This is a genomic window from Gordonia sp. 852002-51296_SCH5728562-b (assembly GCF_001665475.1).
Lineage (GTDB): Bacteria > Actinomycetota > Actinomycetes > Mycobacteriales > Mycobacteriaceae > Gordonia > Gordonia sputi.
This window is the reverse complement of record NZ_LZMI01000082.1, coordinates 20,199-37,204: the sequence shown is the minus strand read 5'-3', so window position 1 is coordinate 37,204 and position 17,006 is coordinate 20,199. Positions and strand designations below refer to the sequence as shown.

The window sequence follows — 17,006 nt, the reverse complement described above, 5'->3', positions numbered from 1 at the left end:
CTCATCGCAGTGTTGCAGGTGAGTCCGACAGGCTCGAAGTCAGCATCACGCTAGTCTCGCACTGTGACACCCGCGTTCCACGTAACCACGGAAGACCTGCGGCGGCGCTTCGACCAGGGAACCATGTCCCGCGGCGAGGCTTACTCCCGCCAGTCCATGGTGCGAAGCTACAACTGGGTCGAGGGTGATCGGGTTCTCGCGGGTACGTGTCAGGGCAGTGGTGGTCGCCACTACGCGGTCCGGGTTCATTTCACCGAGCGCCCGCCGACGATGGCAGCGTTCAGCCACGGTAACTGCACCTGCCCGGTCGGCATCGACTGCAAGCATGCGGTCGCGGTACTGCTCACCGCGTCATCCCCGGGTGGGCAGGGCAGCTTGACACGCGATCGCGCGCAGCGTCACCTCAGGGCCGTACCTCCACCACAGCCTCCGTCGTGGCGAAACCTCCTTGCCGGCGTGACAGTAGAGACTTCGACGCCAGTCCAGCCCGCAGGTGTCCCGTTGGCGTTGAGTTTCCGTCAGGCGACTCCCACCAAGTACTCACTAGGACCGTCTTTGCAACTGCGGCCCATGCTCATGGGGCGGCAGGGGCGGTGGATCAAGACCGGTGCGACGTGGCGCGAAGTCATCAGCGGGTACAACACGTCGTCGTTGAAGGCGACTCACGCGGGTGCCATCCGCGCACTGCACCAAGCGATCACCGGCCACAGCTATGCCACGTCGTCGGATTGGCTCAGTATGGCCGCAGCCAACCATGTTGTATGGGACGCGTTACGTAGTGTCCGCGACGCAGGCGTCGAGATGGTCGTCGACGCTGTTCCCGGTGCCGTCGAGGTAGAGCTCACGACGGCGTCGTTGCGGTACGACATCGAGGCGAACCCCGACGGAGCCGCGCTCCGATGCGGACTCGCCATCGACGGTGAACTGATCGGTGATCGATTGCGCGGCTACATCGGTCGGGACGTGCCCAGTGGAGTGTGGCTAGTCGGCGACCGTGTGCTGTCGCTCGCCGGGTTCGACCCGCCACTGGTCAAGGCGGAGGTCGACCTCCTCGCCCACAACTCACCGGTGCTCATCCCGCACGAAGACCTCGACGAGTTCGCTGTCGAGGTGGTACCGCGCATCGAGCAGCGTCGTGCCGTGCGCGTGGCCGACGGTGTCCTCACCCCGCCCGACGTATCGGGGCCCTTCGCCGTGCTGACCCTGACCGACAGCGGTGGAAACTACCGGTACGGCTGGAGCGTCGGTTATCAGGTCAACGACCGTCGTCATGTCTTCGACGTCGCCGAGAATGTCGGTGCGACGCCGTATCGAGACGTTTCCGCCGAGTCCGAGCTGTGGGAGTCGCTTCGCGAGCCGATGCAGGAGGTCGTCGAGTGCATCGCCTCGTGGTTCTCCAAGGCGTGGACTGCAGCGGCCACCCAGCGTTCGAGCACCGTGCGCGACCTCCAGCACGCATTTGAACAAGCAAGTCTCGCAGGGCAACAGGTCGAGATGCTCCCGGCGATGGCACTCGCCACGGCCGTACCGATCACGTCGGTCGACGCCGCGCTGCTCGTCGCGACGGTCCTGCCCGACCTTGCCGGCGATGAACGCATCGTGATCGACAACCGCATCGCCGTGGACTTCCGACAGCTCGACGACGAACCCTCGATCTCCTTCACCGCCGACGATTCGACCGGCAACGATTGGTTCGGCCTCGGCGTCACGGTCACGGTCGGCGACCACCAGGTCCCCACGTCGCGTCTCATCTCCGAATTGAGCTCTGGTGCCACGCATCTGATCCTCGACGACGGCAGCTACTTTTCACTCGATGTCCCGGAACTGCGTCGGCTCGCCGAGCTGATCGCCGAAGCCCGCGCACTGGGCGAGATCGAGAACGGAAAAGTCAGCGCCCGCAGCATGAATGCGACGCTGTGGGAGGAACTACTAGAGCTCGGCGTCGTCGACAAACAGATCGCGCAGTGGCGCGCGCAGATGGCCAAGCTCGCCGCGCTGACACCACCGAAGCGGGTGGCCTGTCCGCGGACGCTCAAGGCAAAGCTGCGCGATTATCAGCGCGACGGACTCAACTGGCTAGCGTTCTTGTCTGACAACAACATCGGCGGAATCCTCGCCGACGACATGGGTCTGGGAAAGACAATCCAGACCTTGGCGATGATCACGCGCGTGGTGAAGTCGACACCGCAGGCCCGCTACCTGGTAGTCGCGCCGACGAGCGTCGTGCCCAACTGGGTGGCAGAGGCCGGGCGATTCGCACCGTCCTTGACGGTCTCCTCGGTTGTCGCCACACCTGCCAAGTCAGGAATCGCAGTGTCCGACGCTGCCGCCGGAGCCAACATCGTTGTCACGTCGTACACGTTGATGCGCCTTCTCTTCGACGATCTCGACGCATTGCGCTGGGACGGAATCATTTTCGACGAGGCGCAGTTCATCAAGAACCACACCGGCAAGACTCACCAGGCCGCCCGGCGACTGGAAGCGCCGTCGAAGATTGCTATCACCGGAACTCCGATGGAGAACAACCTGATGGAGTTGTGGGCGCTGCTGTCGGTGACCGCGCCTGGCCTGTTCCCCTCGCCGACCGCGTTCACCGAGTACTTCCGCAAGCCCATCGAATCCGGGGCACATCCGGAGCGGATGGAAACATTACGACGCCGGATCAAGCCAATCATGTTGCGACGTAAGAAAGAGCAAGTAGCACTGGACCTTCCGGCCAAGCAGGAGCAGGTGCTCGCACTCGAGTTGAACTCCCGCCACCGCCGCATCTACGACACCCGCCTGACCCGTGAACGACAGAAAGTGCTTGGGCTGCTCGGTGATTGGGAGAAGAACCGGTTCCAGGTCTTCCGGTCGCTGAGCCTGCTGAGGCAACTGAGCCTACACGCGGGTCTCGTCGACGGCACACATAGTGGCGTGGCATCGGCGAAGGTCGAGTACCTGATGGAAGCGTTGCCCGAGCTCGTCGCCGAAGGACACAGCGCACTGGTGTTCAGTCAGTTCACCGGATTCCTCGACATCATCCGGGCGCATCTCGACGACGCCGAGCTGGCGTACAGCTATCTCGACGGGTCGATGACAGCGAATGCGCGAGCGCAGGCCGTCGACCAATTCACCAGTGGGGCAACGCAGATCTTCCTGATCAGTTTGAAGGCAGGCGGATTCGGCCTCAACCTCACCGAGGCCGACTACTGCTTCGTCTGCGATCCGTGGTGGAATCCCGCAGCCGAGGCGCAGGCCGTCGACCGTGCCCATCGGATCGGCCAGCAACGTCCGGTCACCGTCTGCAGGCTGGTCTCGGCGAACACGATCGAAGAGCGGGTCGTGGGACTCCAGGACCGCAAGCGCGCGCTGTTCGACGCAGCCATCGACGACGGTGAATTGTTCGGCACCGCACTCTCTTCCGACGACATCAGGGAGATGCTCGGGTAGCGTTCAGGCGCCGCTACAGTTCGACGTCCCACCGCCCGAAGTCAACACGTTTGAGTGGCTGAATGTGTCTGGCGCCCAGCCAGATCGGCGTCGTGTCGGGTTGTGTGGAGTACAGGCCGCGCGACGCAGATTTCACCCTGCTGTACTGACTCGGCCACCGGATCTCGTCGGCGAGGGCGTCGATGACGTCTTGCCCCCGGTCGAGTGCACGGCTGACGTACGTCGGCGCCGGCAAGACGTCGGATTTGCTTGTGTTGCACGGCTGGCACGCAAGGACGAGGTTCGCGAGCCCGTCGATCGGGACTCGCGACCACGGAAGGACGTGGTCGACGTGGCGGCCGGTGCGGAGTCGGGCGTTGCAGTAGAAGCAATCGTTGCCGAAGTGTTCGGAGAGGATGCCCGCGGGGCGGGTGAGCGAGACGCGTTCGGTGCCGAAGAGGTGGTCGGCGATGTCGGGGCCGTCGTCGAGGATGTCGCGGTTCATGTGCCGCACGTCGTCGACCCAGGCGAGCTGGAAGGCCGGTTTCACCAGCGGTGCCAGCCGTGCGAGGGTGTGGCACACGCCGCCGAAGAGAACGAGTCGGTTGCCGTGCTCGGCCATGACTCGCGTCGAATCGGTGCCCATCCACGAGTCGTCGTAGAGGAAACACTCGTGTGGGCCGGTGCCGACTTGTTGGAGGAGGTGGAGGGGGTAGCGCACGAGGTTCTTCTTGACCGCTTCGTGCGTTTTCGAATAGGCCGCAGGCGCAGCAAGTTTCGCGCTCTCGATGGGCATTTCGCGCAGGCTCGGGGTGCTGCACTGTTCGCGTAGGTCGGCAAGTGCAGCGAAGACCACGCCACGTCCGTCCCGCGACTGCCGCAGGACCACATGGCCTTTCTCGCTGAGCGGGCGTAGTTGGGTCCAGTACTGAGCCATGACGCGGTCGGTCAGCTCGTCGAGGTCGATCGGGACTTCCGCGGCGGGATCATCGGGGACGGATTCGACGGCGAGGTCGAGGAGCGCGACCATCACGGCGAGCTTGTACGTGGATGTCCGCCGCCCACCCTCGAGCACCGCGACCAGCTGCTGGCCGAGCGTCAAGGGGTCCGTGGGCACGGGGTCGAGTGTAGTGAGGTGAGGTCGATGCAGCGTTCAGTCTGCGATCATCGGATGATGCGAGAACAAGCGCGGAGGGCTCTGAGGCGGGTGGGGGTCGTGGTTCTCGCGTGCTGCCTCGGTGGTTGCGCGACGCAGAGTGCTGCTCCGGACCGCTCCTCAGCGGCGTTGACGACAGCGGTGTTGACGACCGCGGCGGCGTCGTCGAAGGCGACGTGTCCTCAGGTCGTGGTCGCGCTCGACCCCGGACACAACCCGGTGCGTATCGACGGCTTCGACCCGGTGACCGGCGCATCGCAGATCGACTATCCCAACGGCGCAGAGGATGCGGACGTATTCGCGGTCGCGACTCGGGTACGAGAACGCTTGCAACGGAGCGGGTATCGCGTTGTCATGCTGAAAACCTCTGTGACAGAGAGTGTCACGTATCGGCAGCGGGTGGGCCGTGCGGTGGCGGCGCACGCGCGTGTCGCGATCAGTATCCATACTAGCCCGGGTGCCAACGCGGTGTTCGTGCAGCGCGTCGGCCTGTATCGCGAAGGTACCGCGGCCGATGGCACGACGCTGCGCATCACATATCGCAGCGGGGCGACTGCCGCTGCCAGTCAGCGCTACGGCCAGGCGATAGCAGACGCTCGAACCCGAGCCGAGGGACTACCAGTCATGGTGACCAACAATGACTTTGGTGGTCGCGCACCGCTATGGACCGGCAACATCCCGATGATCGCGCTGATGTCCGACCGCGTGCCCTGGGTCTACAACGAGTTCGGACTCGACAGCGCGGGCGGGTCGACGCCCCTGCCATCGAGTTGGCTCGCCAGGTACGCGCAGGGCATCGCCTACGGCGTGCAGACCGCGCTTCCCGTGGACGGGCGGGGGTGTGCGGGGTGAGTCGGTGTGATCAGCAGGGGCTGGGTTCACCGATCTTGACCGCGGACAATACGGCCTCTCCCTCTGTGACAGGCGCGCCCGCGGATGGAGTCTGCGCGACGACGATCCAATTGCTGTCGACAACCTGCCTGCGGCCCTGACCCGTCGCGTCCTTGCTGCGTGAGTAGAAGACGCCGGCTTCCTGGATGGTGTTCTGTGCTTCCTGGAGGTTCATGCAGACGACGTTAGGCATGGCAGCTGCCTTGGGTTCGGTGGTCGCCGGTGCCGCCGCCGGAGCTTTCGGAGTTGTTGTTGCCATTGTTGTTTCAGTGACCTCAGCGGGTTGCGACGTGGTCACCTCTGCCGTCGTGGTGGTAGTGGTCGCCGTTGTTGGTTCCGAGCTCGAACCACTGCATGCGGTAAGGCCGAGTACTCCAGCGGCCACAAGTGCGCAGAGCGCGAGATGACCCTGTGTGCGAACGTGCTTCATCAGTCCTCCGACGGATAGTGTGTGACGACCCCCGACGTCAGATACTGGTAAACGTACGCATGCCTACCGACGCCATGTCCGATTCCGGATCGATTGGTCCGATCGGGGGACATAGCGTCACTCCTCTGCGTCCGTGTCCTTGTTTCGACGCCGCGGCGCCGCGGTGCTCACCGAACTGGTGGGCCTGGTCGACACCGGGGATCTCAAAGTCGATATCGCGCAGCGGGTTTCGCTACCTGAGTTGATCAAGGTGCACGAGGAGGCCGAGGCGGGTCGGCTGCGGGGCAAGGTCGTCGTGGTTCCGTTTGGTGAGGACTGAGTGTCGGACTGCCCGTCTGAAGTCGGCATCGGTCAGTGCGTCAGCAAGATTCGTCTGTTCGGCCGACGCTGGGACCGCCGACGATGGTGTCGGCGTCCAGTACTGTCACTGATCGATAATCGAGAGATTGGGTGAGAGATGAACAAGAAGTACTCGGCCATCGCCGGGCTGGTTGCCGGAGGCGTCGCCGCAGGGTTGGTCGGGTTTGCCCCGGTTGCGTCGGCGGCTCCTGCGCCTACGCCGGTGGCGTACTACAAGAATTGCCAGGCGGCACGTGACGCGGGCGTCGCGCCGATCTACCGCGGCCAGGACGGATACCGCTCGGCACTTGATCGCGATGGCGACGGTGTCGCGTGTGAGACCGGGTCGCGATCAGCGCCGAAGCCCGCCCCGCAGGCGCAGCCCGCTCCCCAAGCTCAGCCGAAACCCCAGGCCAAGCCCCAACCCAAGCCGAAGAAGAAGGCTCCGAAGTCGAAGCCGAACCGTGGGGGCTGGGGCTCGGTCGAGTTCTTCTCGTAGCTCGTCCCCGCGACTGAGGACTTGCGTCACCTACAACCGGGTGACGTCGAGTCCTCCGTCGTGGAACGTCGAGCGCAGGCGCTTCTTGTCGAACTTGCCGACGCTGGTCTTGGGAACCTCGGGAATGATGGTCCAGTTCTCGGGGAGCTGCCACTTTGCGACCTTGTCGGACAAGAACTCTCGCAACGTCTCCGGTGTCGCGTCGGAATCCTCACGCAGCACGACGGCGACGAGGGGCCGCTCGTCCCACTTGGGGTCGGGTACGCCGATGACGGCGGCTTCGAGTACGTCGGGATGGCCCATGACGGCGTTTTCGAGGTCGACCGACGAGATCCACTCGCCACCGGACTTGATGATGTCCTTGGTGCGGTCGGTGAGCGTGAGGTAGCCGTCGGGGGTGATCGAGCCGACGTCGCCGGTGCGCAGCCAGCCGTCGTCGAACTTGTCGGCGGCGTCGACGCCGTAGTAGGCGCCGGTGATCCACGGTCCGCGAACCTCGAGTTCGCCGACGGTCTTGCCGTCGTGGGGGAGTGTTTCGCCGTTGTCGCCGATGAGTCGCGCTTCCACCGACGCCGGGAACCGGCCCTGCGTGTAGCGGTAGTGCCACCGCTCGTCGCCTTCGGTGCCCGCGGGTGGTCGGGCGACGGAGCCGAGTGGCGACGTTTCGGTCATGCCCCAGGCGTGGAGTACCTCGACGTTGTGTTCATCCTCGAAGGTGTGCATCAACGATGGCGGTACAGCCGATCCGCCGATGAGCACGTCGCGCAGTGAGGAGATGTCCTGCGGGTGCTGCGTGAGGTACTGGTGCAGGCCGAGCCAGATGGTCGGGACAGCCGCCGCGGTGGTGGGTTGCTCCGCAGCGATGAGTGCGGCCAGCGGTTCGGGCTGCAGGAAGCGGTCGGGCATGATGAGCGACGCCCCGATCATGAACGCTGCATACGGCAGACCCCACGACATCGCGTGGAACTGCGGCACGACGGCGAGCGCGCGGTCGCCCTGGCTGAGTCCGGGGCCGTCGGTCATGCAGACCTGCATGGAGTGCAGGTAGATCGAACGGTGGCTGTAGGCAACACCTTTCGGGTCGCCCGTGGTGCCGGAGGTGTAACACATCGCGGCGGCAGAACGCTCGTCGACCTCGGGCCAGTCGAAGTCGACGGGCTGCTCGGCGATCAGCGCCTCATACGAGTGCACCTGCACGCCGTCGGGAGCGTCGACGCCGTCGGTGGAGTCGCCCGTCACGATGACGTGCTTGACGGTGGTCAGCTGTGGCAGTTGCGGGTTGAGCAGCGGCAGCAGTGAAGGGTCGGCGATGATGACCTGATCCTCGGCGTGGTTGGCCACGTGGATCAGCTGCTCGGGGAAGAGTCGGATGTTGAGGGTGTGCAGGACCGCACCCATCGCGGGCACGGCGAGGTAGGCCTCGAGGTGCTCGGCGTTGTTCCACATGAACGTCGCGACGCGCTGGTCACCGTTGACGCCGAGTCCGCGTAGAGCGTGTGCCAACTGTGCGCAGCGTCGTCCGACGTCGGCGTAGCTTCGACGCCGCGAGCCGTCTCCGGTCCAGGTCACGACCTCGGCGTCGCCGTGGACCATGCTGCCGTGGCGCAGGATCTGCGCAATCTGCAGCGGGGCGTCTTGCATGGTGCTCTGCATGGGTGCTCCTGGGGTTCGCGTGGCTCGGTGTGGTGGCCCTGGGTTCAGGGTCGGGGAGTGACTCCGGTCACGGTGTCGATTATGCAGAATCGGACACGCGGGCGTAGAGGTGGGGGAGATCTCGTCGAGAAGGGGCCTGTTGACTCAACCGGCGCAGAGTTGGCGGCCTATCGCGCGCTGGACAGCCCTCTAGGCAAAGGCGTCGAGTGCGGCGGTCACCTCGACGGCCTGCCACATCCGATTTCTGTTGAACCCGGTGAACTCTTGCAGGATCCCAGCATCGACTAGCCGTCGGATAGCTCTGCCAGCGTTTTCGGCTGAGATTCTCCCGTACGCCCGTTGCCGCCTGGGAGCGATGGATTGTCTCGAAGAGCGCGCGCTATCGCCGTGACGGTCTGAAGGCATCTGCCAGCTTGCCTTCACTTGCGCGCATAAGTGAGGGTATGGAGCGACGTTGCGGCGACCTCGGGCGCTTGTCGAGTCGGTTGGGGTGAACGTCTTTCGTTGGGGGTGCGCTGCTTGTGCATCTCCGTTGCGTGCGCATGGCTTTACCTCAACGGCCGACTCGAAACGGCGCGCCACGACGTGGTGATTGTTCAAACTGAGCGTCGCTACCGAGTCGACTCGACGCTGGATGGTGTGCTGAGCGGGACTCGCCTGGTGCAGCCGGACGACTAGGTGATGCAGGCGGAATCGATAGGATGGGGGTTTGGTCTGTCATCGTGTTCAACGAAGGTGCAGTGACGGGCGATGAACTCGCACAACGGCTTGACGCACTAGTGGGCGCGATAGTTGACGAATCCAGGTCGTCTGTTTCTGGGTCGACGTTAGTCCCGCTTACGCCGCATGCGCAGGCAGAACCACGAGCGACCCGTCCTTGTTCTGCGCGATGTCGATGGTCACGTCCGGGTGTCGAGCTGGAAGCTGCGCGTACTCGCCGAGGCGTTGCAGAACCCGTGACGTATTCAAAATCCTGTCGACCTCGCCCGACGAGAACACCACGTCGCGGATGCCATGAGAGCGGTCGAGTTCGAACGTCGAGATCCGGCTGATTACCGCTCGAAGGCGATTCTCAAGGCCTTCGAGTTCAGTCTGCTCTGCTTGCAGAGTTTGGGTGAAGCGGGTGAAGGGGTTGTCCTCGTCCATCTGAGCGTGCTCGACCGCTTGCAGGACTATCACCTGCTGCTTCATGGCTATGGCAAGGCGCGCGAGTTGCAGATGAACGTAGAACTCTCCCTGAGGGTTGTCGACCCCGGGGAGTGCTTTGACAAGGCGGTTGACCTCAATGCGATTTCCCTCCAACGGCGTTAGTGCGTTCTCCCACTTGGAAACTCGGGCCGACGCTTTGGCGATCGCAGTATCGATCGCGTGAGCGGCACTGTCCAAACCCAGGGAGATGCCGAGTTGACCGCGGTCGAGCAGAATTGCGGTTGCCTTGGTTATGGAGCTCCGGCAACCCTCGAGACTGTGTTGCTCATCGGCAAGCATGTTCGCGTCGATCTTCTCGAGCAACTGGGTGATCTTCTCGAGCGCCAACTGACGTTGTCGATCGGCGTGCGCGCTGATTCCGACCGCTACCGCCATAAGCACAAGCGGCGCCGCGACGGTGAGCGCGCCTGCACCTGCAGCGGCGACGCCGGCCGTGCCCGCCGATCCGGTAGCAGCGCCTGCAACCGCACCCTTACCCGCAACAGGTACGAACGTGGACTGAGCCGCGATCTTCGACCCATTCATGAGCGCGCCGTGGATGCCACCGGAAACGGCTTTCGACGCCATCGGCGACACGATGCCTCCGCCGACTTGCGCAGCGACCTTCGCCGGAACCACCATGCGGTAGAGCGTTTCGCCTCCGTCGGCGACGACTTTCGGCGTCCGGGTGACCAGCTTCGAGAGCTCCATTGCCAGTGGACTCAGACTGCCAAGCGGGATTCCCGCGGAACGATCAACAGGCTCCGGTAGGTGATGTGCTTCGAGGGTTGTCAGCGGCGCGTCGCTCAGTGTCGCCAGTGCGTCACGCAGCCCCGCCAATCGATCGGACGTAAGGGATGTGGTCGCGCTCAGTACGTCGGGGACATCAGTCTCCGATGTCACCAGAGTCCACACGGGGACCTGTTGTAGTTCTTGGTTGGTCATTTCGAGTCCCCTCGGTCATGCGCGTGCGCGACGTCGAGCTGAATGTATCGGACGTCTCGGACATGCACGTGGGTTCGTCCGATCGGACGACATCGGGCAGGCGGTTGCACGGTACCGCTAATTGCGCCAGGTAACAGCCTCATCGGTTTGAACGACTGACATGTCGATCCACCTGTGCGACGCAGCCGAATGGCTACCTTCATTTCGTTGGGTTAGCGCGAAGAAGAGTTTCGGCTGAATCTGATTCGCTCGGAGCCTCGAGTACACGCGTTTTTCAAAGCTGGGTAAACGGCAGTAAAGGAGCACCATGTCGAGCATCTCCTGGCTGGACACGTCGGCCAGCGACCAGCGGCGCATGCGCGAGATCGTGAGGTTGTTCAGTGACGTGAGCACGCTCGACGACTTGGGCATTGGCCAGGTCCGCGACGGTTTGGGCGACCTGATGTTTCCAGGCACTTCGACACTGCACACCCGGCCGCGCTACTTCGCGATCATCCCGTGGATCTTCCAACGTGCTGCCAAGAAATCCACTGGCACCGAGCTGGTGTCGAAGGCGCGTCTCGAAGAGCGCAAGCTCATCGAGGTCTTGCGTACCCCGCCGGCGGTCGACGGAATGATCGGCAAGGTGGCGGGTAAAGCAGTCCGCGTGCTCCCGTCGCAGATCTATTGGTCCGCGCTGCAGCGCTACGGCATCCTGCGCGACCCCAAGTCGTACACGTGGGATGTAGCCGTGAGCCCTCCGGCGGACTTCCCCGCCAGCCTCGAGAGCGGGCTGGACATGACCGAAGACGAGGCCCAATGGTTCCGCGAGCGGATCTTGGTGACCTGTCCAGGGAGCATCTCGCGCACCTGTTTGCCGACGGTCTCGACGATGATCCGACGGAAGCCGCACTTCCGTGGACGCATCCGGCGCTGGTGCAGGCGTCGGACGACATCAGGAACGTCGTCGAACACGCACGGCTGTTCTCGTTGACCATCAACGGGGCCGCTCTCGTCTATAACCTGATTGTCGCCGAGCGGTACGACGAGCTCACCGCTGGTGACGAGACGTACGTCGAGGTGTATCGAGACGCGCTGACCGACTGGGCTGACGAACTCGAACTCAATCGGGAGGCGCTGATGGGGTGGGACCTCGGCGACTTCTGGGCCAACGTGCTGCGGGGGCGCGCCGGGAATCCTGTCGGCCCTGCGACCAAGCTCTTCGTCGACGATTGGACCGCTCGGGTCCGCGCGCACGATGCGCACGACATCGCATCCAGCAGCGAGATCAGGACCATGATCACCGAGAGGGAACGCAAGAACAAGGGCGAGTCGTCGCGGCTCAACAACGACCGACTCATCAAGAATTGGCGCGGTGCTTCGGGCGCTGGCCGCCTGAACTATCGGTGGGGAAACGTGCAACGCACCCTTGCTGACGTCCGAGAGGGGCTCGCTAGTGCTAGCGCCTGACACACGGACCACGTTGCTGCGTGAACTCACGCCGCTTCCGGGATACGAGTTCGTTCAACTCGTCACCACTACATTCACATTGGATCTCGAGAGTGCGTTGCTACCGTGTCTGGCGCTCGCAGGTAGTGCCCGGGCCGAGTCGGCCGATCCTGTCGAGACGATCGCTGCCGTTCAGTCGACTATCGCGGCAATCGACATCTTTCATCAGAACGGCCAGATAGTCGTCCCACGGCATAGGTCGCGGCTGTTTTCCCTGCTCGAGCCAGCCATCCACGGGATCACGTCCGCCCGTGGTCTGTTTCATCCCAAACTATGGCTGGCCAGGTACGCCGATGAGGACGGCTACACGTTCGTCAAGTTGATTGTCCTGACCCGCAATCTCACTCGAGATCGATCGTGGGACGTGGTGGTCACGCTCGACGGCGTGATCACTACCAGTCCGTCTGCGCAGAACAAGCCCGTCGTCGACCTCGTCCGCTACCTCGCAGACGCACCCACAACACCGCTGGGTGCGCAACGCCGCGAGCGGCTTCTCGAATTCGCCGAGCTGCTTCGCTACGCCGAGTGGACGAATCCCCCTGGCGTGCAAGACCTCATCTTCCACGTGTTCGGCGTTCCCGGACGGGCCAACGCCACACCCGATTTCTCGGGTTATCGACATCTTGTGGTCTCACCGTTCCTCCAGGACGAGGGCATTCAGCGTTTCGCCGAGTACGCCAAAGGTCCGCTCACCGTCGTGTCCCGTCAAGACGCACTTGACGGGTTGAGTCAGGAAATTGCCGACTGGATCGACGATGCCTACGTTCTGTCGCCGACAGCTGGCCTGCCTGCCGACGACGAAAACAGTTCCGGCGCAGCGCTGTTCAATGGTCTTCACGCCAAGGTGTTTGCGTTGGAACGGGCGAAGCTCGCGCACCTGTTCATCGGCTCGACCAACGCGACCGGTCCCGCCTTCGACCTCAACGTCGAGTTTCTCATCGAACTAGTAGGTAGCTCAACAGTTTTCGGTGTGGAGAAGCTACTCGGTAATGACGGTCTCGGCTCTCTTCTGGCGAAGACAGAGATACAACCCGTCGATGTGACGGACGACGATCCCCAGCACGCGCTGGACTCATACGTGCGGACGGTGGCAGCAGTTCCGTTGATCGCGCGCGTCATTCAGGACGGTGACCGCATCGGCATGCGGGTGAGAAGCGACCTCGCGGTCCCGTCCTACGATTCCGCGGTCACGATGAGCATCGCGCTGCTGACCGATCCGTCGACGTCGACGACGTTGATGCCTGGACTCCCCGTCGACGTGACTTACGACGAGTTGCCCCTGACCGACGTCACAGCCTTCTTCGTGATCTCTGCCTACGACTCCGACGATCGTTGGAGCCGAACCGTTGTCAAAGCTGAGCTGCTCAACGACGTCGAGGGCCGCCTCGACCGCATCGTCACCCATGAGATCACCAGTCCGGATGGCTTCCGAAAGTTCTTGGCTTTGCTGCTGGCATTCGGTGAAGTCGTGGACGAATCCGACGACGGCGATGCAGCCTCCGGAACCGCTAGTGGTCAGTGGAAGAACTTGGAGCAGGGAATGTTCGAACAACTGATGCGCGCGGCGGTATCCAAGCCGGCGATACTCGATCAACTGGCGGGCGTGGTTTCCGCAATCATCAAGGCCGACGACCCGCACGGGGTCTTGCCGGAGGGATTCCGCGATCTGTGGACCGCGATCGAGTTGGCCACCGGCTCCGAGCGAGGTGTCTCCCATGTCTGATCAGAAATTCTCTGCCGCAGGCGTATTGGACACGTTGAAGCCGTTTCAGCGGGCAACGGTCGACCAAGTTGCCGATGTGTTCTACGGGCGAGAGTCAGGGAAGCGCTACCTCGTCGCGGACGAAACCGGTCTTGGGAAGAGCATCGTCGCCAAGGGTGTGGTGGCCAGGGCTGTCGAGAAGCTCCAGGACGATCCAACGGTCAACCGTATCGATATCGTCTACATCTGCTCGAACGCCGACATCGCGCGGCAGAACCTGCAGCGGCTGAACGTTGTTGGCAAGCAGGTGAGCTTGTCGACTCGCCTCACCTTGCTCGCCGCGTCGACTCGACAATTGTCGAGGCCGACCCCAGGGGTGGGGAAGCCCGTCAACCTCATCTCACTGACTCCTCGGACCTCCTTCCCCGAAAAGGGGTGGAGGACCGGCACAGCCAATGAGCGGGCGTTGCTGTACCTGATTCTGCGTGACGAACTCGGCCTCTACGGGGCCCGCGCAACCGCCGCATACCGAATCCTGCAGGGCACGGTCGGTAGTTGGCAGACGTTCAAACAGCGAGTCGAGCAATACGAGAGCGAGCTTCGAGCCCAGGCGGAACGCGACGGCGGGCCACTCCTGGACCCGGTCATCGTCAAGAAGTTCGCCGAACTCCTCGACACACACGACGACGAACACGAGCTCTCTGCGCTCGACGAGTTCACCCAGCTCCTCGATGACACACAGGGCAAGCCCTCGGTGCCCGGAGGTTCGAAAGCGGCTGCGCAAGTCGTGATCCGGCTGCGGCGACTCTTGGCGCGCGCAGGCGTGGAGGCTCTGGAACCAGACTTGGTGATCCTCGATGAGTTCCAGCGATTCACCGAACTGTTGGAGGAAGATTCGCCAGGCAGCGAGCTGGCACGCGAGATGTTCGACTACGACGCCGCACGTGTACTGCTGCTGTCGGCAACCCCGTACAAGCCATACGACATCGACGACGAAAGCAGTGCGCCCGGAACGCACCGGACGCAGTTCATGGACACGCTCGAGTTCCTAGCGCGTGGACTATCTGAGCAAGCCGGTACCGAGCGAGCTGACGGTATCGCCAAGCTCCTCAATGAGTACCGAGAAGCGGTGACCACTGACCGAGACCCGACTGAGCTGCGTGATCGCTTGCGACACGAGCTCATGGGAGTGATGTGTCGTACGGAGCGCCCGGCGTCGGTGACAGACTCAATGGTCAGTGAGCGGCGGCAGCCAGCAGCGTCGGTCGCCGCCGACGACGTCCGGCAGTACCTCGGTCTGGCGAAGCTGGCCGAACTCATCGACGCTCGTTTGCCGATGGACCTGTGGAAGTCGGTGCCGGAGTTCGTTCATTTCATGGACGCCTACCAACTCGGACATCTTACTGCCGCCAGTCTGGACGACCCGGAAGTGCGCGCGGCAGTTCAAGCACTCGACCGGTTGGATCCCGTCGTCGTCGACCGGTATGAGGAGCTCGCACGCCGGAACCCTCGGCTCGACTCGCTGATGGCCGACACAACGAACCGAGGTTGGCAACAACTCTTGTGGGTGCCGCCAACGGTGCCGTATCTGAAACCAGCTGGGCCGTATGCTGATCCTGAGTTGGCGAGCATGACCAAGAAGCTGGTCTTCTCAGCGTGGAGTGCGACTCCCACAGCGGTGGCATCGTTGCTCAGCCACGATGCGAGCAGGCGCATTGCTCGGGCTGATCGTGTGAAGGCGAAGAGGGTCACGGCGAGCCGCGAGAACGTGTCGCAGCGACTGCAGTTCCGACGCAGCGGGCAGGATCTGGCCGCGATGGCTGCATTCATGTTGTTCTTTCCGCTGCCCGGTCTTGCGGACGAAACCGATCCGCTTCGACTGGCGAGCGCAACCGGGCGACCGTACGACCCCGAGTATGCCGAGGTCCGATTCGCTGGCGAACTGTCTGCCCGTCTTCCGAAAGCGTTGACCGAATCCGGGGCGAGTGAGGTGGCATCTCTCCTCTGGCAGTGGCCGCTGATGATCTCCGACCCGCAGCTGGACGAGGCGCTCACGGGTGAGGTTGCCGGGCTCACACCCGCGGACGCGATCGCCGCCCGCTTCGACGACGCATTGGCCGGCCAAGGCGCTCCCACTGAAACCATCAGTGCGCTGGACGAATACGTGAACGAAGCGGTCGCGGTCCACCGCAAGCGCATCAGTCCGCAACTCGATGTGATTCCCCGTGGGCTGACGCGCGCAACTGCGCGTCTTGCTCTTCATTCACCGGCCAACTGTGCGTGGCGAGCTCTGGGCCGGCTCGACGGTGACACTTCGCAGGTCACGCTGGGCGGACGATGGCGCGCTGCGGCCGTGCTCGCGAGTGGACTACGAACTCTGTTCAACCGGTGGGAATCCTCGCTCATCCTCGACGATCTCTACGGTGAGGACACTCCGTATTGGCAACGCGTGCTTAACTATTGCGCCGAGGGTAATCTGCAGGCAGTGCTCGACGAGTACCTCTTTCACCTCGAATCAGTCGAGGGCGAGTCGGCGCATACCGACGAGTCACTCATCAGGTTTGCGCAGCGAGCAGCCGAAGCGCTCAAGCTCAATTCCGCCATCTACAAGGCGAAGGATCCGCTGGGGGAGGGGAACGACATCGACTTCCGATCGCGGTTCGCGCTGCGGTACGGAGACACCAAGAACGACGAAAGCTCCGTCCGTGCAACCGATGTCCGCACGGCGTTCAACTCGCCCTTCTGGCCTTTCGTCATCGTGTCGACCAGCGTGGGGCAGGAGGGGATCGACTTTCATCCGTGGTGCCACAACATCGTTCACTGGAACATCCCCAGCAGCCCGGTGGATTTCGAGCAGCGTGACGGCCGCGTCAACCGCTATCGCGGACACGCGGTGCGACGAAATATCGCGGCGGCACACAGCCCGGAGATGCTTGCCACCGGCAACCCGTGGAAGACCGCCTACGACATTGCTGCGAAAGACGCACCGCACGAGGACATTCCAGGCCTTTCGCCTGAGTGGGTGTACCCCGGACCGCACAAGGTACTGCGCGACGTGATGCCGTATCAGCTCAGCCTCGACGAGGCGCGGATCGAGCGGGCCAAGAGGCGTGTTGCGTACTACCGTCTGGCGTTCGGCCAGGCCCGGCAGGAGGATCTCGTTTCCGTGGTTACTGCCGCCGGGGTCAGCGCTGAGGATGCTGAGCGGTGGCGGGTGGATTTGCGGCCGGAGTACGCAGTAGTGCCGGTTGCTCTCGATGTGTCGTGATCAACGAGCGACGAGGTTGCACAAATACTTTAGAGT

Annotated in this window: 12 protein-coding genes; 8 read left to right on the top strand and 4 right to left on the bottom strand. The window is 63.3% G+C overall.

The window, feature by feature from the left end:
• The first annotated feature begins 123 nt into the window (after nt 1-123).
• Nucleotides 124-3,432 (top strand): DEAD/DEAH box helicase, encoded by a 3,309-nt coding sequence (locus tag A5766_RS15400; RefSeq protein WP_051993922.1) that lies wholly within the window; start codon nt 124-126, stop codon nt 3,430-3,432.
• Between the two features lie 13 nt (nt 3,433-3,445).
• Here the strand turns inward: A5766_RS15400 and A5766_RS15395 are convergent, their stop codons facing one another.
• Nucleotides 3,446-4,528, bottom strand: coding sequence for an HNH endonuclease (locus A5766_RS15395; RefSeq protein ID WP_039856129.1), 1,083 nt, complete (start codon nt 4,526-4,528; stop codon nt 3,446-3,448).
• Nucleotides 4,529-4,555: 27 nt separating this feature from the next.
• On the opposite strand from A5766_RS15395, the gene A5766_RS15390 reads away from it, so the two are divergent.
• Nucleotides 4,556-5,419, top strand: coding sequence for an N-acetylmuramoyl-L-alanine amidase (locus A5766_RS15390; protein ID WP_231894332.1), 864 nt, complete (start codon nt 4,556-4,558; stop codon nt 5,417-5,419).
• A 10-nt stretch (nt 5,420-5,429) separates the two neighbouring features.
• On the opposite strand, the gene A5766_RS25065 is transcribed toward A5766_RS15390, so the two are convergent.
• Nucleotides 5,430-5,651, bottom strand: coding sequence for a PASTA domain-containing protein (locus tag A5766_RS25065; RefSeq protein ID WP_269449453.1), 222 nt, complete (start codon nt 5,649-5,651; stop codon nt 5,430-5,432).
• 370 nt (nt 5,652-6,021) lie between these two features.
• On the opposite strand from A5766_RS25065, the gene A5766_RS15380 reads away from it, so the two are divergent.
• Both A5766_RS15380 and A5766_RS23965 read left to right on the top strand, forming a co-directional pair.
• Entirely contained in the window at nt 6,022-6,207 is a 186-nt protein-coding gene (locus A5766_RS15380; RefSeq protein ID WP_064905258.1) for a zinc-binding dehydrogenase, read from the top strand.
• A 138-nt stretch (nt 6,208-6,345) separates the two neighbouring features.
• Entirely contained in the window at nt 6,346-6,726 is a 381-nt protein-coding gene (locus tag A5766_RS23965; protein ID WP_005207136.1) for an excalibur calcium-binding domain-containing protein, read from the top strand.
• Nucleotides 6,727-6,756: 30 nt separating this feature from the next.
• Here the strand turns inward: A5766_RS23965 and A5766_RS15370 are convergent, their stop codons facing one another.
• On the bottom strand, nt 6,757-8,379 hold the full coding sequence (locus A5766_RS15370) for a long-chain fatty acid--CoA ligase (RefSeq protein WP_064905256.1): 1,623 nt from the start codon (nt 8,377-8,379) through the stop codon (nt 6,757-6,759).
• An 837-nt stretch (nt 8,380-9,216) separates the two neighbouring features.
• Nucleotides 9,217-10,512: a hypothetical protein gene (locus A5766_RS15365; protein WP_064905254.1), complete on the bottom strand. Its 1,296-nt coding sequence runs from the start codon at nt 10,510-10,512 to the stop codon at nt 9,217-9,219.
• Between the two features lie 307 nt (nt 10,513-10,819).
• On the opposite strand from A5766_RS15365, the gene A5766_RS25060 reads away from it, so the two are divergent.
• Genes A5766_RS25060 through A5766_RS15350 form a run of 4 tightly spaced genes read left to right on the top strand, consistent with a single transcriptional unit; the run spans nt 10,820 to nt 16,970 of the window.
• Complete coding sequence (locus tag A5766_RS25060; RefSeq protein ID WP_231894670.1) at nt 10,820-11,485, top strand: DUF6361 family protein; 666 nt, start codon at nt 10,820-10,822, stop codon at nt 11,483-11,485.
• Nucleotides 11,482-11,961: a DUF6361 family protein gene (locus A5766_RS25055; RefSeq protein ID WP_231894669.1), complete on the top strand. Its 480-nt coding sequence runs from the start codon at nt 11,482-11,484 to the stop codon at nt 11,959-11,961. Before A5766_RS25060 ends, A5766_RS25055 begins: the two co-directional genes overlap by 4 nt.
• 13 nt (nt 11,962-11,974) lie before the next feature.
• Nucleotides 11,975-13,723 carry a phospholipase D family protein gene (locus A5766_RS15355; protein WP_231894668.1) on the top strand — a complete coding sequence of 583 codons (1,749 nt, stop codon included), beginning with the start codon at nt 11,975-11,977 and terminating at the stop codon, nt 13,721-13,723.
• Nucleotides 13,716-16,970 carry a helicase C-terminal domain-containing protein gene (locus A5766_RS15350; protein ID WP_064905250.1) on the top strand — a complete coding sequence of 1,085 codons (3,255 nt, stop codon included), beginning with the start codon at nt 13,716-13,718 and terminating at the stop codon, nt 16,968-16,970. The genes A5766_RS15355 and A5766_RS15350 overlap by 8 nt, the downstream gene beginning before the upstream one ends.
• The last annotated feature ends 36 nt before the right edge of the window (nt 16,971-17,006 follow it).